This window comes from Sphingobacterium sp. SYP-B4668 (assembly GCF_027627455.1).
Lineage (GTDB): Bacteria > Bacteroidota > Bacteroidia > Sphingobacteriales > Sphingobacteriaceae > Sphingobacterium.
Map to the genome: position 1 here is coordinate 3,301,640 of NZ_CP115483.1, position 24,960 is coordinate 3,326,599.

Annotated in this window: 13 protein-coding genes; 3 read left to right on the forward strand and 10 right to left on the reverse strand. The window is 41.3% G+C overall.

Annotation, left to right across the window (positions count from 1 at the left end):
• Window positions 1–2 precede the first annotated feature (2 nt).
• The 3 genes from OQ289_RS13750 (at window position 3) to OQ289_RS13760 (ending at window position 6,649) form a co-directional block, all read left to right on the forward strand.
• Entirely contained in the window at window positions 3–1,748 is a 1,746-nt protein-coding gene (locus tag OQ289_RS13750) for a hypothetical protein (RefSeq protein ID WP_270087433.1), read from the forward strand.
• A gap of 960 nt (window positions 1,749–2,708) precedes the next feature.
• A complete protein-coding gene (locus OQ289_RS13755) occupies window positions 2,709–5,201 on the forward strand; it encodes a DUF1549 domain-containing protein (RefSeq protein ID WP_270087434.1) in 2,493 nt (830 codons plus the stop codon).
• A gap of 23 nt (window positions 5,202–5,224) precedes the next feature.
• On the forward strand, window positions 5,225–6,649 hold the full coding sequence (locus OQ289_RS13760; RefSeq protein ID WP_270087435.1) for a DUF1501 domain-containing protein: 1,425 nt from the start codon (window positions 5,225–5,227) through the stop codon (window positions 6,647–6,649).
• A 100-nt stretch (window positions 6,650–6,749) separates the two neighbouring features.
• Here OQ289_RS13760 and OQ289_RS13765 read toward each other — a convergent pair whose 3' ends face one another.
• From OQ289_RS13765 to OQ289_RS13810, 10 genes are all read right to left on the reverse strand, one after another.
• Window positions 6,750–7,127 carry a DUF1801 domain-containing protein gene (locus OQ289_RS13765; protein ID WP_270087436.1) on the reverse strand — a complete coding sequence of 126 codons (378 nt, stop codon included), beginning with the start codon at window positions 7,125–7,127 and terminating at the stop codon, window positions 6,750–6,752.
• Between the two features lie 258 nt (window positions 7,128–7,385).
• Window positions 7,386–9,059, reverse strand: coding sequence for a DUF4998 domain-containing protein (locus OQ289_RS13770; protein WP_270087437.1), 1,674 nt, complete (start codon window positions 9,057–9,059; stop codon window positions 7,386–7,388).
• Window positions 9,060–9,253: 194 nt separating this feature from the next.
• On the reverse strand, window positions 9,254–10,528 hold the full coding sequence (locus OQ289_RS13775) for a DUF4959 domain-containing protein (protein WP_270087438.1): 1,275 nt from the start codon (window positions 10,526–10,528) through the stop codon (window positions 9,254–9,256).
• 40 nt (window positions 10,529–10,568) lie between these two features.
• Window positions 10,569–12,524, reverse strand: a complete 1,956-nt coding sequence (locus OQ289_RS13780; protein ID WP_270087439.1) for a RagB/SusD family nutrient uptake outer membrane protein — start codon at window positions 12,522–12,524, stop codon at window positions 10,569–10,571.
• A 14-nt stretch (window positions 12,525–12,538) separates the two neighbouring features.
• The gene (locus OQ289_RS13785) at window positions 12,539–15,661 is read right to left on the reverse strand and encodes a SusC/RagA family TonB-linked outer membrane protein (protein ID WP_270087440.1); all 3,123 of its coding nucleotides are present in this window, start codon (window positions 15,659–15,661) and stop codon (window positions 12,539–12,541) included.
• A gap of 653 nt (window positions 15,662–16,314) precedes the next feature.
• The gene (locus OQ289_RS13790) at window positions 16,315–17,490 is read right to left on the reverse strand and encodes an FN3 domain-containing metallophosphoesterase family protein (RefSeq protein WP_270087441.1); all 1,176 of its coding nucleotides are present in this window, start codon (window positions 17,488–17,490) and stop codon (window positions 16,315–16,317) included.
• A gap of 507 nt (window positions 17,491–17,997) precedes the next feature.
• On the reverse strand, window positions 17,998–18,486 hold the full coding sequence (locus tag OQ289_RS13795; RefSeq protein WP_270087442.1) for a hypothetical protein: 489 nt from the start codon (window positions 18,484–18,486) through the stop codon (window positions 17,998–18,000).
• 103 nt (window positions 18,487–18,589) lie between these two features.
• Entirely contained in the window at window positions 18,590–20,038 is a 1,449-nt protein-coding gene (locus OQ289_RS13800; RefSeq protein ID WP_270087443.1) for a TlpA family protein disulfide reductase, read from the reverse strand.
• Window positions 20,039–20,228: 190 nt separating this feature from the next.
• Window positions 20,229–21,659: a RagB/SusD family nutrient uptake outer membrane protein gene (locus OQ289_RS13805; protein ID WP_270087444.1), complete on the reverse strand. Its 1,431-nt coding sequence runs from the start codon at window positions 21,657–21,659 to the stop codon at window positions 20,229–20,231.
• A gap of 11 nt (window positions 21,660–21,670) precedes the next feature.
• The gene (locus OQ289_RS13810; protein WP_270087445.1) at window positions 21,671–24,919 is read right to left on the reverse strand and encodes a SusC/RagA family TonB-linked outer membrane protein; all 3,249 of its coding nucleotides are present in this window, start codon (window positions 24,917–24,919) and stop codon (window positions 21,671–21,673) included.
• Window positions 24,920–24,960: the final 41 nt, after the last annotated feature.

A 24,960-nucleotide genomic window follows, 5' to 3' on the forward strand; every position in this document is an offset into this window, starting at 1 on the left:
AGATGCGCATAAAGATTCCTATACTTTTGATTATTTTGACATTATTCATTTTGCCGAAACGCTCAGCTGCCCAAAACACGTATCGAGTAGGTAGTGCCCAACGGAGTATCGATCCTCCTGCATCGATTTTTTCTGTCTCGTTGGCAGGCTATGGCGCGCCTAGAGAAGGTCGCTTTAGTCTCGAATGGGTTAAGCAAGAGCATCCTGCTCGACACAACCACCTTTTTCGCGCACAAAAAGTTCCCACTCTTATTAAAACTAGAAAAGTAAGAGCCTTTGAAATTCAAAACAAAGAAATCATCATCGCAGATGAAGAGGGAGTGGTATGGAAGTCGCCAAAAGGTAAAAATTTGTTGTGGCAGAAACTAGGATCGGCAAATGCGATAATAGACCTCGCCGCGAGTGACACACACCTATACGCCTTGACAAGCAAGAACGAGATTTTGCAGTATCAAACAGAGGGAGAATGGCTAAGAATAGCCATACAGAATGGGCTTACTTACAAACAAGATATCAAACAAATTTCTATTTCCAACAATCTTTTATACGGCATTGATGCATCGGGGACAGTTTTTCTAGCTCAACATAGAACTGACAACAACCTCACTGTGCACGCTTTATCTATCAATGATGAAAAAAAAGAACATGTTGTCCTAACCGCGCTCGATTTATGCGGATTTGATGACTTCTTTATACGTGAAGTGAAAAAGGACATTGAAAAAAAATATAGTATTCCTGCATCCGCTATCTTAATCAATGCCTCTCACACGCATTTTGCACCAGTATCTCAGAACTGGACAACTTGGGGGCATCATTGCCAAAAACCAGATAGCACCTATCTATATGGCACCGTAAAACCTGCTATTATAGCTTCTATTGGCGCGGCTATAAAATCCGAAGCAAAAGCCAATATCTATTTTGGCAGAGGCACCGCAACAATCGGGGCAAATAGGAGTTTAAAACAAGATCCTATTCCATATGACAATGAAGTAGACGTTATTAAAGTAGAATATGGAAATAAGTCTAGAAATGACATCTTGTTCATGCACGGCTGTCATCCCGTATTTAACAACCAAGGTGAAGAAGGGGTAACAATCAGTGCAAACTATCCTGCTATTGCCCGCAATCTCCTAAACCAAGACCCTACCATAAACAACAGCATGTTTATGCAAGGATGTGCTGGCGATATTAACCCCGTTGACTCAGACCATAGGATTACTGGGAAAAAGCTGGCAAATGCTGTCCAGCAGATATTGGACAGCAACTTAACACCTATAACCGGTAGTATTCACTATCATATGGACACCATAAATTTTGCAGTAAAGCCATGGCCTATCGAAGACTTGATTTCTTTTAGACAACAAAACAGCGCTCATGAAGGTGATGTAGCAGCCGAAAAAAATGTGCGCTGGTCAAATCTGATGTTAGAACACTTGCGAAAGGGTACCATGCCCAAACAAATGCCGGTATATGTACAAACAGTCAATATCGGAAACTGGAAATTGGTGGGGCTGTCAAGAGAAGTGGTTACAGAGTACAGCATTGGCATAAAAAAAATCTGGCCCGGTCAATTGGTAAGCGTAGCGGGATACTCCAATGATGTATCAAGTTACCTACCTACACGTAGACATATCCATGCTGGAGTATACGAAGGAAACGATTCTTTCTTCTGGTATGGTCAACCGAATATTTTTCCAGAAAATGTCTATGAAACCATTATAGAAGCTATTCAAACTAAAAACCGTTAAACAAGTTCCTTATCCTATACACAACAATTTATTCAAATTGCCTACGCCGCTAAATAACCTTCATCCATATCCAAAAACTTTTGCTTTTTAAATCTCAAATTTTGTGATCGTATTTCCATCCAGATGGCTGTTGATAATATCAAGCTTTAAAATGGGATATGGAGAGGGCTATTGCTTATGACTGCGAGATTATATGGATCTTATGCTCAAAATGGAAAAAGTTAGCGTTGAGAAAGGAAGTAACGATAGAATGTTTTAATCTGCATACAATTTCGCTTCTTATAAACAGTTACATTATATAAACTACACTAGTATCTGATTATAAATGCTATTTTCTAATAAAGAAAACACATTCGTTTTGATATTACGAATATTGCAATGCCCTTTATGAGCGCAAGAGTACTTTAAGAATCTCTTCCAAAATATACCCTATTTTAATAAACGCGTCGATTGAATTAGAGTAGTTGGTACAAAAATCAATATGTACAAAAAGAGCAGAACAATACACACAACATTTTGAAATTAAATACATTATAATATAGTCAAAACATTGAACATGCCTATACGCACCTGATTTACCAAGTCATCTTTCAACGAAAAGTCCAACCCCTATTTTTTCCTCGGCTAAGATACATCTAATGGCTGCCCCCCTCTATTCTTCAACTAGGAATACTGTGCTGTTGTCTCTGCTAATATCTCTTTCAAAAAAGTCATACGCTAAATTTTCATTCAGAATCATCATATAGCTATAGCACACATAAATAACACTAATCACCAATATTACAATTGAATATATATAAATCAAATCAAAACACAAGGTACTCCACATTGTACCCCCATATGTAGCTAAATCCTATTACTACAGGATAGTACAGGATACCTCCCCTCTAAAGAAGATGTATATTTAATATCCTGATGCTAACGAGAGTAACTACACGTTGTATAGGATATAAACAAATTATGGGCAAACTCAAGGTTAATTTATCAAAGGGCTTAGTTTTACTTTTGATTTTTACATCTATTTTCTTCTTAACGACATTGGGTGTTGAAGAGGCTTCATCCACGAACAGTGCTGCGGAGACGGAAGTCTTTTGGCTATGGAAATTTATGGGTCGTCTGCATCCCCTTATTGTTCATTTTCCAGTATCTCTCATCGTGATTGCAGGGTTCATGGAATTACTAAGTTTAAAAAAATACAACTCTAACCTTCGTGCCGGCATACATGTACTTTTAGTAGTCGGTACTGTCAGCGCTATACTATCTGTCGTATTCGGGTGGCTACTCGCTAATCTAGAGAACTATTCTGGTGATATATTGGCACTCCATCAATGGATGGGAATCGGGACGGCTATACTCAGCTGCCTAATCCTACTCCTCATAAATGCCATACAAAAAAAATCAAAGCGAGGCCTCATCATAGTCTATCGGGCGGTGCTATTGGTTACTATACTCGGTATCACCATAACCGGACATCTAGGCGCATCCATAACCCATGGAGCAGACTTCCTAAGCAGTGTCACACCTTGGGCAACGAGCACTGAAGAGAATGCACCTGCAGGTATCAACGATATCGATGTAGCTTCTTTTGCCAAGAATGTAGATAGTCTAACAATGGAGGAACAAGTGAGGCTAAACATTGGTGTGCGTACCATTTTGGCACATAATTGTTATAAATGCCATAGTGCCGACAAGATCGAAGGAGAATTACGTCTGGATAATAAAGAAATGCTATTTAAAGGTGGCGAGTCAGGTCCTATAGTCATACCTGGTAACCTACAAAGCAGTGAACTTTTCAGACGTATATCGCTCCCTGTTGATCATAAGGATGCTATGCCTGGCAAAGGTAAATCGCTATCGAAAAAAGACATAGATCTACTTGCCTTTTGGATAAATAAAGGTGCTCCTTGGCCTGATCAAGCTGCAGCTGGAATATTCCCTAAAGCAGCCTTGGAGCCAAGAAAGCCCAAAATCCCTGCTACAACAGGCGAGCTGCACAATCCAATTGACCTCTTTACAAACGAATATTTCAAAGAAAACAAAATCGACTGGAAAAATACAGTAGATGATCGCACCTACCTGCGTCGGGCCTATCTAGACATTGTAGGTTTGCTACCAACACCTGAAAAAATTGATGCATTCGTAAAAGATACCCGAATAGATAAGAGGAGCCTCCTAGTTGATGAGCTTCTCCATGAAGACAAACAGTATGCTGCTCATTGGCTTACGTTCTGGAATGATTTGCTTCGTAACGATTACACTGGGACGGGTTACATTACAAATGGACGCTTTTCTATATCCGACTGGCTCTACAAATCATTAGCGGCCAATAAGCCTTACAAACAAATGGTACAAGAACTATTGAATCCAACCGAAGCTTCCAAAGGTTTTGTGGAGGGAATACAATGGCGTGGCGATATCAACTCAAGTCAGACGGTACCGATGCAGGCCGCACAGAATGTATCACAGGCCTTATTAGGATTGAACCTGAAATGCGCTTCATGCCACGATAGTTTTATCAGTGATTGGAAACTCGATGATGCCTACTCTTTCGCCAATGTTTTTTCAGAGGAATCGCTGGAAGTAAATCGATGCGATGTGCCTACTGGCAAGTTTGTAGACCCAAAGTTATTATGGGAAGAATTGGGGACCATTTCCAAAAAAGCGTCAAAAAAGGAAAAAGCAGAGGAAATGGCGAAAACACTTACGAAAGATGAAAACGGACGTCTGTATCGTACGATTGTCAATAGAATATGGGCACAGCTAATGGGTCGAGGTATAGTAGCACCGACGGACGAGATGGACAATAAACCTTGGAGCCAAGATTTATTGGATTGGCTTGCGGTAGATTTTGTAGAGAGCGGCTACGATATGAAGAGATTAATCAAACTGGTCGTTAGTTCAAAAGTGTATCAGCTACCTGCTGTAACCATAGATGACGTAGCAAAAATAAATGCAGCAGATTATAAATTCACAGGGATACTCCGTCGTAAAATGACAGCTGAGCAGTTTGCCGATGCCGTAAGTAGTACCATATCACCTATGTATACACTCGACAGACTGAAGTATACTCCCTCGGCAGAAACTCATCATCTCAGCTACGCACGTGCTTCCCTTGTCGAAAATGACGATTTTCTCTCCGCAATGGGCAGACCAAGTCGAGATAACGTAGTTAGCGTTCGAGAAAATCAATCGAATCTTTTGCAAGCAATGGAGCTGACAAATGGCATAAAACTGAATGAAACCCTGCAAAAAGGAGCACGAAACTGGTTGAAACAATACAGCAATAGCGAACAAATCATCTCAAATGTCTACCTGCGTACCCTAGGCCGTAAACCTAGTCAGAAAGAACTCCAAATTGCTAAAAAAATGTTTGGTACCCATCCTGAAGAAAGCACCGTCCAGGACTTTCTGTGGGCAGTGATACTATTACCGGAGTTCCAACTCATTAATTGATACTTAGCCAAAAAGAACTAAAAATGAAAAACAAGTGGAATAGAAGAGATTTTTTAAAAACTGTCAGTACTGCTACTATGGGTGCTTTTGCGGCAGGTGCTCCACTTTCGGGATTGCTGTCGTCATGTCATTCTACCAAACCACGGAGCAGTGCCGATACCGTTATTTTACTGTGGATGGCGGGCGGTATGGCCCATACGGATACATTCGACCCTAAAGCATATACGCCGTTCACAAAAGGTATGGATTCTAACGGTGTATTGAGTACGTTCAAACCCGTGCCTACGATTTTAGATGGCATCAATTTTTCAGAGGGATTAGAGTCCATCGGGCAGGTGATGGACAGAGGCACATTAATTCGATCCTATATGGCCGCCGATTTGGGACATATCCTCCATGCTAGGCATCAATATCATTGGCACACGTGCTATGAGCCACCACAAACAGTAGCAGCTCCCCATATAGGATCTTGGATAGCGCGCGAATTGGGACCTAAAAACCCGGTAATACCTGCTTTCATCAACATCGGCCAGCGATTGACTCTCGGCGAGGGTGAAGAGCTAAAAGCATTTCATACAGCTGGCTTTTTAGGAAGCGAGTTTGGCCCGTTTATGATCGCCGATCCAACTGCGGGCCTAGATGCCGTCAAACCGCCGGCAGGCATGTCTTTCGAACGCTTCGAACGTCGCAACCAATTATACAATGACCTCATCAGTGGTAGCGCTTTTGGAGAATTTGGAAGTGACTATCAGAAAGAATCTTTACGTAGATCAATGGAACAATCCTATATGTTGCTAAAATCCCCCGAAGCGAAAGCTTTTGACCTACATAGCGAGCCAAAAGAAAGCTACGACAACTACAACACGGGAAAATTCGGATTGGGTTGCTTAATGGCCAAGCGACTAACACAGCAAGGTGCACGTTTTATCTCCGTCACTACCGAATACGTACCATTTGAAGGTTGGGATACACACGAAAATGGACACACACGGGCCGCCGAAATGAAAAAACAAATTGATAAACCAATAGCACAGCTTATAAAAGATTTAGAACAGTCTGGTCATCTGGATCGTACATTGATAATTGTAGCAAGCGAGTTCAGTAGAGACATGATGCTAGAAGGTAGACCTGGAGCCGAGGTCTTGGAACAAGTACAACAACCCGATATTATAACCGATATCAAACACTATGGGATGCACCGACATTTCACGGATGGCTGCTCTATTTTGATGTTTGGGGGCGGTATCAAAAAGGGCTATGCATATGGAAAGACTGCTGACGAACGTCCCTGCAAAACGATAGAAAAACCCATACGGATAGAACAAATACATCAAACAATATATCACGCCTTGGGGATAAATCAGGAAGCTCACGCCATCATTGAAGGGCGACCGTTTTACACTACACCAGATGGGGTGCACAAAGCTGAATTGGACTTACTAAGTTAACAAATGAGCAACATGTTTCAAGAAACGACATCTATTGACTATAGCCGTCACGTACCAACAAATAGGAAAGAATACTATCAAGAAAAATTGGCAGAAGCACCTACTTTTTCATCTTCACGACTCCCCTCCTGTACAAATCCAAGGCCTGTTGCAATATACTTTCAATAGTTTGAAGAGGGAGGTCTGTATAAGGATTAACCCTAAAAATCTTCATTCTGGACCGCCCTCCTATTTCAAGATGTGGGTGATCGAGATGCGTACCCTCAACCATAAGAATATAGGGTTCATCACTCTTTTTTTCGGTCCATAAATAGCAAAATATATTATTTTTAAAACAAAAGCAAGGCATTCCCCATTTCAATGTTTCGGTAATTTCCGGGTTTTGTGTAAGAATAATATGTCGCAAAGCTAACAAACAACTCTTACTAGGTTCTCCTTTAGTCAAATAATAACTATATGGTGTGTCTGACGTCAACATGTTCTAGTTTTACAGATAATACACGATTTAGAATGAGTATTCCTTCTAATCACTAGAAATATAAACCCATCACTACCAAATTACAAAATATAGCAAAACTATTTTCTAGAATTATTTATTAATTTTCATTGCTAGTATTACAAAAGCCCAAATCACGAACGTTCGTGATTTGGGCTTTTACTATCTTGACAAGACACAGTCCCTGTTTCCGAGCTCCATTAACACAACAGGTCCTGTCCTCGACTGCTTTAGATTTTCTTATTTTGAGAACCTAAAATTAGAAAAATAATAAACAATATCTGCCGGTGGGCTAAATGTCAATGAGGGTTCACCACCAACATTGATAACAAAAACCCGTGTATGCTTATCAACCATTGTCGATAAATCAATCGTAATGTCCTTCCACTTCTCCAAGTCAGCATCTGGAATCTTATATGCATTTTTGTCTGTATTCCACAATTCTTGCCCAAAAGAACTTTCAGATGTAAAAGCCCACATATAATTCATAAAACGAGGCCACAAGCCTTGATAAGGACTGTAGATACCTTGGAAATTAGATTTAGCAGGCGCGTAAACTTTGAATTTGAGATATCTATATTCAGCAATATTAAAGCGGTATTCCTTTGGAAGTGAAAAAACAAACGATGCACTTCGTCCCTTTAAAGTCGTTTTGATAGGGTTGACAATATCAGTTCCAGTAGGATAAGTCGTGGCTGGATTGACAACGTCCATTGCCCAACCTGTAGCATCCTGAACCTTCCCATCCAGGAAGAAATTCATAGGAATCAAGGACTCACTCGGCATCGTCACCCACTCTACAATATTCTTTCCATCGTATCGTTTCAATAAATGATCAATACCTAAGGAATTAGGGACATATTTAATCTTTTTGATAAGTCCCAAATCCAGCAAGTCCATCATAGTCTGAGCGTTGGCATCCGAAATCTGAGATACATGCCGTATAAACGGCAAATAACTTCCCCCTCCAATCGTCGTCACTATTCCATTTCTATTATAGTTTAAAGTCTTCAGGTTAAACAAAGTGCCGCCCGTCAAATCCAGTTCCTCAATATTACCAAAATAGAATAAATCTTGTAAAGTATTGGTATGTACCGGAAAGGTCAACTTTTTGAAATTCGATACGCCGTCCGAAGTGAAGGTTGTTACACCATTGGCCGCTAAGATATCCCTTTCCGCCGGATTGAATGCGGTTGCGCTCGTTGGCATATTGATATTTAAGGATTGGACAAATACGATTGAATCCAGAATCTCCTTCCCACTTACTTTTGGCCGCACATTGTACGACAATTTAAGTGTAAAAGGCTCTCCTGCATTTAAGTTTGCCGCAAATATCCGAGGACTAGTACTCCTTGTCCCAGTAATCTTTTTGTCGTCTTTATCCAAATATTCAAAATCAAGACTCTTATAAGTGAGCAATATAGATGACAATGCGCTCGTCCAATCCACTACAATCGCATTCGGAGATGTCAGAATCCGTGGCGAAGCAATAACTAGATTTTTAACATCGCTAGCTGTATACGGGATTACTGCTATCTGCTGGGCAACCGACTTGTTTTCATATTCATCCTCGGTATACACCTTTATTCTATACAGCTTAGACTGCTTAAGCCCCGTGATATTCACCCATGAGACCAATGAGTCAATGACAATTTTTTGATCATCATATTCAATAACAGTCTTAGTTGATTTGCCCATATTAATCTGAGCTGAAGGAATACGTCCCGCCTTCATCAGGTCGAGCTCCACGCGCTCATAGCCTATTTTACTGACAATCGTATCATATTTTGCTGGATATATGACCTCCTCTGCATATGGCTCAATATTGTCATACATTCCTTTGCAAGCAAAGGTGCAGACAATAGCAGCAAGCAGAAATGAAAAGCCGCTGATTTTTCTAATCCTTTTTTTCATCTTTTATTTTATTTATGAGTGTATGATTATTGACGAATATTTAGTCTTGATAATATCATTAATCTTATTACACTCGGTTCAATTGTATAAATGAACTTTCTTTAACTCCTTATTTTATGGATGGGAATAAGGTATGTAAACAGTATTGAAATCATGTATTAAACTTATTTACATCTCATTTTCATCCAGAATGGTTAATTACTTTTTCGACCAAAAAGTGTTATTTCGGACAGACAGTTTGCATCCTCCAATGTATAGTTCCCATTAAAACTCTTTACAGCCTCGTACCTAAACCATCGCGTTTTCTTGGTATACTTAGGGTCATCTGGATACATGTATGCCATGTCCCCTGCCTCTCCTTTCTTGACAAACTCTAATTCGCTAAGTCCTTGGGGAACTAATATTTTGTGCTGAGATACAGGTTCCCAAGTATCAGTCGCATCATCCCAGATATACATATTGTAAATCCCGACATTTTCATTTCGATAATACTGTCCCCTAGAAATATTTGCAAGTCCACCTGAATGTCGCTGAACGGTAATGATTCGGCTCAGTTCATAATAATCCCCCAAATCAATAATAAAATTCCATGGCATATTGCCATCTGCAATCCTTCCTGTTCGACCCCGGCTATTAGTATGCATAAAATTGAGGTTGTCACCCCTATCAATGATGTCGTCGATAACATATCTAGAGCGTCCTTCCAGCCCCTGGCCAAATCCCATCGGAATGCCCCCAATTGAATCGTTGGCATTGGGTAGCAACCAAGCATTTTTCGGGATTTTGATATCCTCGAATAGAGAGAGGCTGCCTTTGTCAATAGTCTCTGTAACATTGCCATAGATATCTTCTACTCGTACTTTAACACCCACCTTTTCAGTTGAAGGCAATACCAAATCGTTAACGAATCGGCGATCGGTAGCTAGATTGGAAGAAAAGACAGTGGTAAGATTTCGGCTTACGCCATCCTGATTAAATGTAAAGTCCACATATACATTGATATTCTGTTGCAATTCATTTTCCCAATCCAAGAAAAAGGAACTAAATCCAGGTTTCACAGTAATAGAATTGGCGACTCTACTGAAAGCAGGCTCTAAAGGTTTGACCTTTACTTCCAGAGGTTCTGAGCGATTTCCCGCTCTGTCAACCGCAAATAGCTGCACACTATACTCGTCTGTACTCGGGAGCCCATAGACATCCAAGGAATCTACAAAGTACGAAGCTGCAAATGTAAAAGATTTGCCCTTCGGATTTGTGTACACCGCCTCCACACTCATCAAATCCTCATCCTTGGGCATATTGTAAAAAAACCTGGCACCACCATATAGTGGTGTAAATTTTCTTAACTCAATTTTTCCCGGAGGTGTGCCGTCATCGCTATTAGGTTTGAATCGATCACCTTCTTTGCACGAAAATAGAGACATCAAACCAAGAGCTATATATAAGTAATTAAAAAATATGCATTTCATCTTTATGTGATTAAATAGTGATTATCAGAAAACAAAACCGTTACCAACCTGGGTTTTGAATTAATTTCCCATTTGTGTTCATTTCATTCAAGCCGATAGGCCACAAGCAGTCCGTTATGGTAAATCTTCTTTCTTGCTTCACCTCTAGTACAAAAAATGTAGACCCGGTGGTGCCAGTATGTGTCCATCCCCATACTGGAGATGAGAATGATGATGGCGCGCGTTTATGTCGCAACATGTCCCAAAAATGAATCCCCTCGAATGCAAATTCAATGCTTCGCTCTTGTAGGATAATATCACGCAGTCCTTCTTTTGTCTTATGCTTGTTAACAGATTTAGTCAATGATGCATCAGACCAGACGGCATCGATATTTGGAATTCCAGCCCTATCCCGCACACGATCTATCAGACTATATACTTCTTGTGAAGGTCCCGAATACTCATTCAGTGCTTCTGCCTTCATCAAATACAAATCAGCCATCCGAATAATCGGATAAGGAAATTTGATAGTCCTTTGCCAAGCTCCTGACTGAGATTCAGGATGTACAAATTTCTGCGTGCCAATTCCAGTTGCGAGAAAATCCGTAGTGTGCTGGGAAGAATTGTAACCTCCATGGGAATTGCCATAAAACATAGTGTTGATACGCACTGTATGGGCTCGCCAGTATCCAGCAGTGATACCGAGATTGGCATAAAATCGAGGTTCCCGATTCATGTACAGCTTTATCGTCTCCGCACCGGGTTGCATGTAGCCATTCCAATGTTCGTAATCAGCATCCAATGCACCAGGTGTCCTGATGATTTCGTGCTTATTGTTAAAGTCATATGTTAAATCCTCATCTATCGGCAGACCATTTTCGGTATAATAGCGCTCCGCCATCTGATAGGTAGCCGCCATCCATTGCCAAGAATACGCAGGTGTATTGACCACACCATCGCCATAGCCCTCTGGAAGTCGAATATTAGAAGAGTGGGCCAGCTCTCCCTCTGCATAGTAATTCAGATTCGAATTGCCCCAAATCAGTTCCTTATTCCAGGGATCGACGACAAGCATCCGCAAGTCATATAACTTCTGCATTCTATCCTTATTTGCCGTAAATGCCGGTCTATCGTAAGTAAAAGGTTCCTTTTCATAGTGGTACAATGCCAATCCATTCGTTTCGCACAAAGCAATCGCTTCGTTGAGCGCATCAATAGCTGCCTTCCACTTTTCCTTATCCTCCGTCATCGAAAAAAATGGTTGCCCATCTTTATCCATAAAATCACCAAAATACTCTTGATTACCGTTAAAGAAGGGGCTTGCTCTGAAGACCAATACTCTCGCTTTAATAGACTTGGCTACAAGTTGATCAATCTGTCCGAGATTATTAGAAGTAGCCCGCTCTGCAAGATTAGGAATGGCCTCATTCATTAAAGCTAGCGCATAGTCGAAACAATCTTCTACCTTTGACCGACTAAGGAATAGTTCTTCTTTTGTAGATTCCGGAGACGCTGTTGTTAGTGGCAGCACAATTGGTCCATAGCGTTGCACCAATAGAAATACAAAATACCCCTTTAAGAATTTGACCTGCGCTTTCCAATCAGCCTTTTCTTGATCGATCATGTCTTTTACCTTATCAATATTGGCCAGAAAAATATCAGTCTGGCGTATTGCTTCATAAAGTGGCTTACCACCTTCAGTACCTGACCAATAACCTAGTTGAGGAGATGTCTGCGATTGCAACCCTCGCATGATACGAATAGCCCGAAGATTGGAAACAGTGCTATTCAAATCCAGTCGGCCAATCCACTCATCCCCCAACATCCAAGAGGTAACGTGAGTCCGCTCATCATTAGGCAAATAGCTGTACACTTTTGCTAGCGCATTATAGGCATCCTCCTTCAGATTAAATATGTCTTCAAGCTTTAGCGTATTGTCAGGCACTACATCCAGGAACTTGGTACAAGATCCTAAGAAGACTACTGTCGCTATTAATATATATCTTATCTTTTTCATTTTTTTATCCTTTATTAATACGCTAATTGAATTCCTACATTAAATCTCTTGTTTGGAGGGTATCCCAATCCATTTCTTCCCACTTCTGGATCCCAAAGTTTGAATGGGCTGAAGACAAAGAGATTTTCCCCGCTGAAATAAATACGGCTTCCCTTACCAAATCCGAATCGTTTCAAATTTTTGGGACTGAAACCCAGCTCTAATGACTTAAGCCTAATGAATGATCCATCCCGCAGCCACCAAGAGGATTGGCGAACATTGTTTGCGATTGGTTCCGTAGACAAGCGCGGCCAAAAAGCGTGGATATTAGGATTGGTCTCACTCCAATAGTCTTCTGCTATAATTGATAGCGCATTTCTACGGTTGGCAAAAGGGGCTATACCATAAGAGCCAGTACTAGGATTGGATTCTGCTGTGGAGTTAATAAAGAAGGATACATTCTTATTTCCCTGAAAGAAGAAGGAAAAATCAAACTCCTTATACCCCATAGACATTCCGAAACCATACTGAATCTCCGGTACAGTAGGATATCCCATCGAAATTCTATCGTTATCATTGACGATCCCATCTCCATTGATATCCTTGTATTTGATATCACCAGCCATATATTCTCCAAAATCTTGCTTTGGAGAATTCTGTATTTCATATTCATCAACAAAAAGTCTTTCGGCTACAAGCCCCCATTGTTGGTTGAGGTTATGCCCAATCCGCTTCAAATAGGTATCAGAATAGTCTTTTTCATCAAGTTCAAGATATTTGTTTACAGCGTAGGTGAAATTTGCCCTTCCAGAGAGCCAAAAATCAGTTCCGAAGAACTTTTGATAGTCCAATGAACCATCAAATCCCTGCGAACTTACCTTTCCAACGTTACCACTTATACTCGCCTCCAAACCTGCAGAAGAAGGGAAATTCTCTCTTCTCATATAAATCTTACTTCTGACATCTTTAAAGAAATCTCCTTGAAACTTCAATGACTCTCCTAAGAAATTCATTTCCAGACCTAAGTTCCATTTCTCAGATTGCTCCCAAGTAATATCCGGATTCGCATAGCGATTTACCGTATAGCCGTTGTATGAATTCATAAAACTGGTGCCCCAGCGATAGCCCGCTCCGCCTAGTGAGATATCAGATAAATAGAAAAACCTACCTGATCTACCATCGATAGCATCGTTACCAACCAATCCCCATGTACCGCGCAATTTCAAGGTACTAATCGCCGGTTTGAGTGGCTCAAAGAAACTTTCATTCGAAATCAACCACCCTCCTCCGGCTGAAGGGAAAAATCCATATCTCCGTTGTCCCGTGAATTTTTCGGACCCGTTGAATCCATAAGCAAACTCTGCAAAATATTTATTGCTAAAATCATATGTCAAACGTCCCGAATTACCCATATTCCGCTCAGGTAATGTCTCGTAAATAGATTGACTATTTCCCGCAGTCAAGACCTTCTCTTCCATCATACCGACCGTCATAGCTCCCAAATTATGGTCACCAAAGCTTCTATTCCAATTCAATCGGGCTTCAAAGTAGTAATGGCCATTGGCATCTCTTCCAGGGATTACATCCCCAAGATACGCCTGTCCGGTAGTTGGATTTAATGCATACAGACTATACTCTCCCGTAATCTGATTGTAGTTCTCCAAATCGTAGTAATAAGGGGAATAACTTCGTGTTGCCGAGTATTTGCTCCAGGTACTCACAGAAGCCTTTCCTTGAATTTTTAAACCTTCCGTAAGAAATCCTAAATCCTGCGAAAGAGTGGCCTGCGCAATAATACTACTTTCATTCCGATCTTCATAGCCACGTACCATTTCGGCATATGGATTGGCCTTCAGTGCTCCTCCCGCATAAGTATTACCGAACAAGATGTGTTCAGTAAACTCGTTTTTCGCATCTGGCGCATAATACGCAGGGAAATCAACGGGATTGCTATTCATCACCATTCTAAAGATATTGCTGGCAGATTGAAATGGCCCGTTGTATCGTTCAAATCGTCCCGTTATCCTGGTGTCGAGCGTGGTGGTCTTGGTTAATTTGAAAATCACATTAGACCGTATAAAAAATCGATTAATATTAATATTGTTATTAAAATTGTTCTTATCGTCCACTTTCAAAAGACCAGTTTCCTTATCAAAACCACCTGATACGTAATATGTTGCCACTTGCCCTCCCCCATTAATATTGATATTAGCCTTGGTATTAGTGGTATAGTTTTTCAGCAAGGTATTATACCAATCAATATTGGGGTAGATCATGGGATTCTCACCATCAATCGTGGATTGGATTTTCTGTTGCGAATAGTAAGGCCCTAGAATAGGATCGCGAGTTAATCGAGCTTGATTGTACAGTTGCATATATTGAACACCGTCTACCATGTCAATCATTCGTGTAGGCGATGCTATGTTAACATCTACTCTAGCATTTAGAGACACTGGGCCCTCTCGTCCGCCTTTCGTGGTCACCATGATAATACCGTTGGCACCTCTCGCTCCGTACAATACCGTTGCTGACGCATCCTTCAATATAGAGAAACTCTCGATATCATCTGGCTGCATCCGGGCCAAATTGTCTGTAGTAGATTCGAAACCGTCGATAAGAATCAAAGGCGACGTTTGATACCCAAAGGTTGTCACCCCTCTAATAAAGAATTGAGCATTGTCAGCCCCCGGCTCGCCTGAGGTCTGATAAGAAATAACTCCTGGTATTCTACCCGCAAAAGCACTTGTAAGATTGGATGCTGGAACCCTTAGGTCAGAAGCTTTTACCGTGGTAATTGCGCCAACAACACTAGATTTCTTCTGCGTTCCAAATGCGACAACGGTCACTTCTTCTAGGCTACTTCCATCATCGTACATGAGAATTTCAATAATGTTGCGCGCATCTACAACATAATCTACCGGTGTTTTACCGACAAAACTGAATTTCAAATTATCCCCAACACTGGCCTGGAGTTGGAATTCGCCGTTCGCATTACTTGATGTCACTGAAATGTTGTCCCTGAATACAGAAACTCCTTCAATCGGCTCTCCGTTAGTAGCATTTTTGACAACACCAGTAACTTGCTTTTGAGCGAGCGAAAAAAGAGGAATAGTAACAAACAACAAAAGAAGCCACAACTTTTCTTTGGTTTTTTCCATAGGTTTAGGTATAAGAATTAATAATTGGTTATTCTAAGCTGATGGGTTATTTCTGTGCTGCGCGAATAAAGAAACCAATAAAATTTACAATAGACCTTAAAATACTTTAATAAAGTAAAAAATCGGTGATATCGGGTCTAAAAAATAATAAGTGGTTTGAAAATAGTATAGTGTCCTGTTAATATCAGCTTAATCGTTATACCAAATGACGGTTTAAAAATTTGCAAAAAATTACCAATTTGTATCATTTTCTTAACAAATCGTATCAAATTATTATTACAAAAGGGTTAGCGCGCGGTCTTAAAAAAGGTTGGCTTATCTATGCAAATTCCTTTAACGGTAACTACCATGACATCAAACAGTGCTTAATCAACTGAAAAAGAAAGGAAAACACTTTTAAATGGAGGTTATAAAAATCCGTATCCGCTTAATACTCCCATTGCATATCTCCTTATTTGTCGGATTTTCATTTTTATCAATTAGCAGCTGCGTACAAAGGAAAATACAACGGGTTGGAAAGGGTATTGGGTATACCAAAATAGCTACTCGGGAGACGAGCAGCTATTGTAATTTACTTAAATCTAAAAATCATTTGATGACGCCCTTTATGAGGAAAGGGCAACATAAACGGTAATCATCCCACCACGATCCTTTCAATTAAGGGGCTTGAGATTGACTTGATCCACCAATTTGCCCTGCTGATCCAATATCTTAAAGGTCCCTTCTGTATCTGTCAAGTCTACCCGCAACACATTATTATTGGAATTGACGATAATCGGAAATTTAACCATTGCGGAGGTTGGCTTGATTATATGTCGATGCAAGTGGCCAGATAGCATGATCTGTGTTCCCGCATCATTCAATATTGGAACAAATTTTTCGAGAATATCCTGCTCACCGTGCCAACCTCCAAAGGGGGGCATATGACAAATTACGATTTTATATTTCGCATCCCTAAATGAAGGGTCTTGTACGGCTTGCTTTAACCACTCGGCCTGCTCGGTACGATAATTATCCATTTCGACGATACCACTATATTCAATATCTGTATCGGGCTTATCTTCACCACAATCCAACACAATAACACCTGTATGGCCATGCCTGAATTGATAATACAACTTTCCGGTAGGTGTTGGGAAATAACGAGGGTATTCAATTGCAAATGGTCCGCGCGTTTCATGATTTCCTCGGGCATAAAACATGGGTTTTTCACTCGCAAATTTTTGGATAGCTAAGTCCATGAACCCAGTATACATCTGCTCCTCACTAAGCAGATTATCCACCATATCCCCATTAAAAATCACAAAATCACTAGTCTTCATATCGCCCAAGTCTAACAGTTTGTCCAATACTTCATTGCGACCATGAATATCATTGACCACGGTAAAATGAGTTGAGCTTGCATTTCCTAACGTTCGAAAGGCAAGTGGTGCTTTCTTATAGACATCACTCGCAACTACTTTGCCATATTGTACATTGACCCCTTCATGCTTCAATACCTCCTGACTGTAGACGCGATAACGATAACGCGTACCAGGTTTAAGATGACTCAAGGTCACCTGATGCAGTGTGCCGACCTTTTTAAACCCATAGGCAGATGCAAAAAACTTAGGTCGCTCTTTATGGTAGAAATGGCTTGAATCATCGGGAGCCAACTCCACCCAACCTGTGGCCGGCTTATTACTGGTCCAAATGATAGAGACCGATTGCTCGGTAAGCCCCTGTATAAAGGGCATGTGAGACAATTTAATAGACTCCTGTGCATTGACTTGAACACAAGTGAGTACTATCCAGTAGAGGACGTAGTATTTTAATTTACTATGTTTCATTATCATAAATTTTATTTATATATATTAGACAGCATCGAACCTTATTTCCGGAGTTTAAAGCAGCTTATTTTGTTTGCTTCAACTCCTAAAAGATCAGAAAAAGGAATTAATAAAAAAGAGAATTTGTCAAGCAAAAATCTCTGTTGGAAAACAACTTCATCAACTAAAATTTAAAGTAATCAAACTATCCTCTGCCACAGTAATCCTCCGACATCCTTCAATACAATACTGGGTTAACTTTGGTTAAAGAAACGAAATTGATGCTAAATCTATATAAATATAATAGGATATCAAAATGAAACTGCGAGCTTGGCTTTGCAGCGCAAATTCGAGGTCGGTACAAATGATAGCAATCTCAATCAATCTGACAGAAGCATCCAAAACACCAATGCATGTCCCGTCATTGAAAGAGATACTAAATGTATACTTCACTACCGTATACAACACAAAAAAAAGCCTCCCAAATACACAGGAGGCTTTCCATATACACTAAAAAACAAGTAATCCCTAACTATTCGACCCCTCCATCATTTCTGGTTTTTCTTCAATCTGCTTGCGCTTCATACGTTCACCATCTTTCTTCCCTCTGAATCGACCTTCCGTGCGCCTTCCCTTGCGGTCAGCGTATTTTTCATTCATAATTTTTTGTTGATCAGGTGTCAACAGCTTGATGAATCGCTCGCGATCGGATTTGATTTCCTTACGTCGTGCTACCCTCCGCTGCTTCTCCAACTCTCCTCTTTCTTTATTCTTTTTTGCCTGATTCAAATTGTACGCATAGACTTCTTTACGTTGCTTGTCTGTCAACTTTAAAGCCTTGTCCAGTCTTTCTGTATGCGCGGTGGCAATCTCTTCTGGAGATTTATTTTCAAGCCGTTCATGAACTGCTTTGCCACGGTGTCTCATTTCCTTCTTCGATAAGGGAGTATGCTCTTGAGCGGAGGCCAGGAGTCCCAATCCTAAGAACAAAGCCGCGAATGATGCCATTTTTTTCATATTATCCTGATTTTAATAAATGCTTTTTTATTAATCCTATTTACTACAATAGATAGCAGAACAATGACAACGTTTAATCTACATTAGTTAAATTAGTGTTAAACTACAGCGGAAGTTTGTCGAATATATCTCGTATCCGCTTATCAGAAGGCCTTGGCGCATTAGCATCCACTATACGACCTTGGTCATCCAACAGGATAAATCTTGGTATCTGTAGAATATTAAATGCCTTCGCCATCTGCTTATTGTTGGCTTCATCCAACCATACCTGCACACCTTCGAGTTTTTCATTTTTCACGAAGTCCACCCATTTCTGTCGGTCTTTTTGTCGATCGGTGGAAATACTGACAAAAACGATATTCTTATCCATGTAATCATGTTCAAGCTTTTTCAAAGACGGGATTTCCGCTATACAAGGACCACACCATGTAGCCCACAAATCAATATAGATATACTTTCCCCGCCAACTCTCGAAGGACAGCGTTGTACCTGTTGTCTCCTGCAATATCACGGACGGCGCCGGATTGCCCTCTAGCATTCCTTCCATAGGCTGGTACTTTACTTTCACCTTCTTTGCCAAATCCGGATAAGGCGATTTAGTTCCAAATTTCTCATACAACTTTCGCTTAAAATTGGACTGCAGTGCAAAGGCATAATACTCATAAAGTGCCCGATCGGAAATCCGATCTGCTACAAAATCGAAATAGTCACCTTTCGATCCCTTCTGTTTGAACGATTCTTTCAAATAGTAATCTAAAAAATAAAAATAAGCAATTCCCTTATCCATTTTTGTATCATCGATTTTAACTGACTGCAGGAAGTCATAATACCCATCTCCAGGCCCAAAACTGTCATTACGATAAGTACGGCGCATGTTTGGATACAACATCTTTGCCATGATAGCATCTGCATAAATGGTCCACTCCGACACATGCCGTAGGTGCGTACTTACCTTATGCTCTTTAACATACTTCTTAAAAAATTCCATTCGCTGACCTTCCCGCTCTTTTACATACACCTCGTATTGTACAGGATCGAATTGCACGTACGCAAAATAATTTTTTAGGTGCTTGTCCTTATACTGATTGAACTGCCAATCTTCCGCATTGAGGTAATAACTATCTGTATTATTCCTTCCAGTGATACGTAAGCTATTTTGGATATCTCCCAGCGTTAACTGCACGTCCTGTTTTGCTTTCGGCATGAGATAGAGAAATACCATCTCCGGGCGCTTGGTATTGGTTGTCATTGTTGTATCTTGGCCGTCGCCCTTTTTCAAGGTAAACTGCTCTTCTACTGGAGTAGACCCCAACATCAAGAAGGCTCGGGTTGGACCCGTTATCGACAGTTCGAATCGAAACTTCCCGTCTTCATCTATCTCCACATCTTGTGACTGCTGCGCACTGAGCAATGCATATTCCTGATAGCTGACAGTAGCTTTACCTCCAGTCCAACCTGTAATCTTTCCTGTCACAATGGTCTCTCTATTCGCGGCATATACAGCTACACAAAAGAAAATCATGGATACCAGTGTTGTTATTTTTCTATACATGGTATTATCAAATTAAAAACATTATATACTATAAAGCAGGTCTAAAAGGCCAGCTTGATTTCATAAAACACGCCATTGCTTTCTTAATTTTAGCTAGCAATGACGTATTTTCAATCTTCAGACCGTGTTATTTTTCCGTATACCTTGTACATCCTTAGGCCGCTTGGACTTTAAGTGTACGTGCTCCTCCCTAATTCTGAGTTAGATTAGGATTTAGATTAATAGCCGACGTCGGTATCGGAAGATAAATTGCTTTCGATTGCCAGCTAGGTTTCAAAGCAGGTAAAATATCGTCTGCTCTTGTCTTACCTGCAGTACCCGTTTCACTTGGCCATCTCCGCAAGTCGTACCAACGATGTCCCCATTCACCAAATAGTTCAACACGACGCTCTTGTTCGAATGCCTTCCGCACCGCTGCATCATTCGCTCCCAATGAGAGTGCCTCTAATCCTGCTCGCTCGCGTATGGTATTGATATCACCTTGGGCCTCACTGTATTTTTTAAGATTATAGCGCGCTTCAGCACGAATCAAGTACTGCTCACCCAAACGCAACACCATTGTATACTCAGCTGTAGGAGTTACCCCAAAGCGAACTTTATATTTATGTGGAAATTTATGGGTTACGCCAGCGGCTGTTGTAATCTTACCTACCCATTGTTCGTCCCGCTCGTCACCGCTTTCAAAGGCATCATACAGATAGTTGGGTACCATACGAAATAAAACCGACCCGTTGACCAAATTGGCAGGGATTAATAAGAACCCTTCCCAAGTATTACGTCCTCCACCGGTATTCACAGCTTGGATTTGCCAGATGGCTTCCGTATTGTTTTTTTTGAAGATATCTTTTAATTCTCCGGTAGGCAATAGCTCGTAATGGGGGTTATTGATAACCACTGTAGCCTCCTGCTCCGCTAAATCCCACTGTTTGTTATACAGATATGCTCTGGCTAGTAAGGCAGATGCCGCACCTTTATTGGGTCGGATGCGTTCGCCTCCAGCGTCTACTTTTTCAGCATTGGGATACTTATCAAATAATTTAGCCTTTGCATCCTTGAGATCCTCAATGATGGAGGCGTATACCTCCGCCTGAGGGGTACGCGGCTTTACATTGTTTTCATTTACGTCGATTCCCAATATCAAGGGCACATCCCCAAAATTGTTGACCAAATAGAAATAACAGAAAGCCCGAATAAACTTAGCTTCTCCAATCAGTTGGTTCTTCACATTGACCGCTAGCCCTGCTGAAGCTTCCAGTCCAGCTATACACATATTGGCTTGTGCAATATATTGGTAAGGTTGCGTCCAAAGGGTACTCACATATTGATTGGAAGGCAATACCCCATTGTTCTTGAACTCATCAAAAGGTGCCGAGGCTATCGCATATGCAAATTCGTCGGCCTCCATAGCTGGGAGAATCATGGACAGAACATTAGCAAACTGATAGTTAAGTTGATTCATTCGTGAATATACCCCAGTTACCGATGCCGTTGCAATCTTGTCATCGGAAAAAGCCAATGCTGCAGGAGTTTCATCTCGAGGCTCTCCTACATCTAAATAGCTTTCACAAGCCGTAAGAGATAATCCCAATACACCAATCGTTATATATTTCAATATTTTCATGTCTAATCAAATTAATAAGTAAAACGAATACCTACCGTGTAATTCTTCAAAGGTGGCAAAGCCCGGCCTTTTGTCTCTGGATCAAAACCATCGTACTTCGTAAACGTCAGCAAGTTGTGTCCCTGGGCGTACAAACTTATACGCTGGGTCTTGAGTGCCGAGAGCAAAGAGGTAAAGTCGTAACTCACCATCACGTTCTTCAACCGAATATAAGAAGCATCTCCCCATAGCGCATCAGAGTGCCTGTAATAGGTATTGTAGCTCGAATAAGCTGGATCAGTAGAGTTTTGGGCGGCGCGAGGTATATCCGTAATATCGCCTGGTTGTCTCCATCGATCGCGCATAGACACATCAAAATTGGTCATACTGCCCAACGCTACGGGCGCCGAATAACCAAAATTCAACTGCTCACCTTCCTGCTTCACAAATTGCAGTAAAAAACTTACATTCAGATTTTTATAGGTAAAACTATTGTTCAATCCACCAAAAAACTTAGGCAGTCGGGTCCCCAACACATACATATCATCTAAGTCAGCACTCAATTCGCCATCCCCGTTTAGATCGGCAAATTGTGCTATGCCAGTTTGCGGATCTACACCCGTAAATTTGTAACCAAACACAATGTCCATCGGATATCCAATTGAGTATCGACCTTTATCGCTTCCTGATTCCAATCCCGGATAAGACACCAATTCACTTTTGGAAACGGTCAGATTAGCTGAAGTACTCCACTCAAAGTCTTGGTTTTTCACATTTACGGAACTCAGTTCAAATTCCCAACCTCTATTTTCAACCACGCCTGGCAAATTAGCAGTATATCCTTCAAAACCAGTCTGTGGTGAAAGCAGATATAAAATCAATTGATTGTCCGATTTATTTAAATAACGATTAACATTTAAGGTCATCCTATTATCCAAGAAACCGAGCTCTACTCCGAATTCTAGTTTACGTGTCGTTTCCCAACTGTACAAAGGATTAGCTACACGGGTAGGGTATAATCCCGACACCCCTCCATATGCATAAGCGGGTGCACTCCAGGTATCCATAAAGCCGTAATTTCCAATCTGGTCGTTGCCCGTTACGCCCCAGCTACTGCGTAGTTTACCAAAGCTTAGGAAAGGTAATCCCTCTTTGACAAACGTCTCTTGTGAAAACACCCATGCACCACCTATAGAGCCAAAATTACCCACGCGGCGATCCGGTCCGAAACGCGACGAGCCGTCACGCCTAAAGGTACCGTTCAAAATGTATTTATTTTCCCAGTTATAAGTCGCACGAGCAAAGCCAGCCTGATATCTATACTTAGAGTAGCGTAATCCATTCGAGCGAATATCCACTGCTGCATGAATATTGCTCAATTGGGTATCCGAACTAAAGCCCTCTCCTATGAAATAAGTACCATCATTGACATTCTGTTGCCAAGTGGCTCCTGCCAAGAGCTCAAGGGTACCCTTGCTCAGTTGTAGACTATATCGAGCTTGAGGCTCGATGCTATAACTGCTATTAGTACCATTGCCCAAGTAAGACATAGCCACTGAGCCCTGGTCCGGTTTGAAGCTAGTGCTCGGATACATCTGAATCTGATTTAAGGTAGCGTAATTATATCCCAAAGTGGCCGAGAGGTGCAAATCTTGAATCGGGCTGTACCGTAATGTTGCACTGCTTAATAATGTCTTGTTGCGGGTTTCGTGTTTACGCTGCAGCAATCCATACGGATTTTGGGTATTTCCATACCAATAAAGCGTCCCGTCCGGATTATAAATGGGTTGATTCGGCGACAGGTTGTAATATTGGCTGAGGTCCGTCGCCAGGGCATTGTTAAGATCGCCCGTAAAATTGGCGGTGGCACTTGCCGAAAATTTACCATCTGCCGAATTATGATTGACACTCAGCATACCCGCTCCTTTTTTATAACCTTGATCGCCTGGTTGTACCGTATTTTCACTACGGATGGTTCCGCTCATCATGAAATTGGTCGACTCCGATCCGCCAGTAATCGAAACATTGGCCTCCGTCAATTTGGAGCTTCCGCCAAATAGTTCCTTTTGCCAGTTTTGGTCGGTATTCGGATCCCACTCGCTCAAATCGGGAACATCTGCACCTATAACTACGTTTGAATTTTTAAAAGCTTCTCTTCGCAATTCCAGGTATTCTGCGGTACTTAGCATATCTACCATATTCGTGACTTTCCCTCCACCCGTGTATGCATTGAAATTAACGCGAGTATTTCCGGTCTTTCCTTTTTTAGTGGTAATCAAAATAACACCGTTCGCACCACGGGAGCCGTAGATAGCCGTAGCATCCGCATCCTTCAGTACATCGATTCGCTCGATATCGCCCGGATTGATTCCCGCTATTGGACTTTGCTGTCCATTATCCCCGGAAAACATATTTAGTGATTCCGAAATGAACGGTACTCCATCCACGATATACAAGGGGGAATTATTAGCAGCAATCGAGTTCAGACCACGCAACCGAACGTTGAACGAAGAACCCGGCAAGCCATTGCTTGAACTGATATCCAAACCAGCGATACGACCTTGCAAAGCTTCTAATGGATTGTTAACGGGTGCACGAGATATCTCTTCACTCGTGATACTCGATGTAGATCCCGTACTCACCCGCTTGCTACTGGTACCATAGGCAATCACAGTCACTACATCTAGGTTTCCAAAATCCTGCTCCAGCATAATCTCAGACACACTGGCCGTCAGTTGGATTTCCTTTGTTTTATACCCCACGTACGAAATTACCAATGTAGGCAGTCCACCCACCGCCACGGAAAATGCACCGCTTTGGTCTGTGGAAGTCACCCGATTAGTCCCCTTTATACGGATAGTTACACCAGCTAGAGGCTTTCCATTCTCATCTAGGATACGGACTTGACGCTCTTGTTGTACTGCAGTCTTCAATGTTTCAGGTTGTCCAACTTTTGTATTTGACTCGCCCTTACGTTTAATAATAACCGTCTTGCCCACTTGTTGGTACGCTAGCCCTGTATTCCCCAATAGGTCTTCGAGTATCTTGGCTACATTGGTGCTGCTCTTGCCCACCTCTGCTTGTTTGTAATTATTGATGTCATTACTTACATATGTAAATCGAATTTCAGTCTGCTTTTGCAGCTGCTTCAAGGCCTCTTTCAAGGTAATCGTACCCGAAGGCAGTGAAGCCTTTATCTCTGCGAGATTCTGAGCCGATGACTCCGCTGCCACCACCGTAGCAAACCAAGTCAATAATAGGGCTAGTGAGGATATTTTCATTAATAATCTCCTATTGCACTCTTTTAGTTTTAAATGCATAA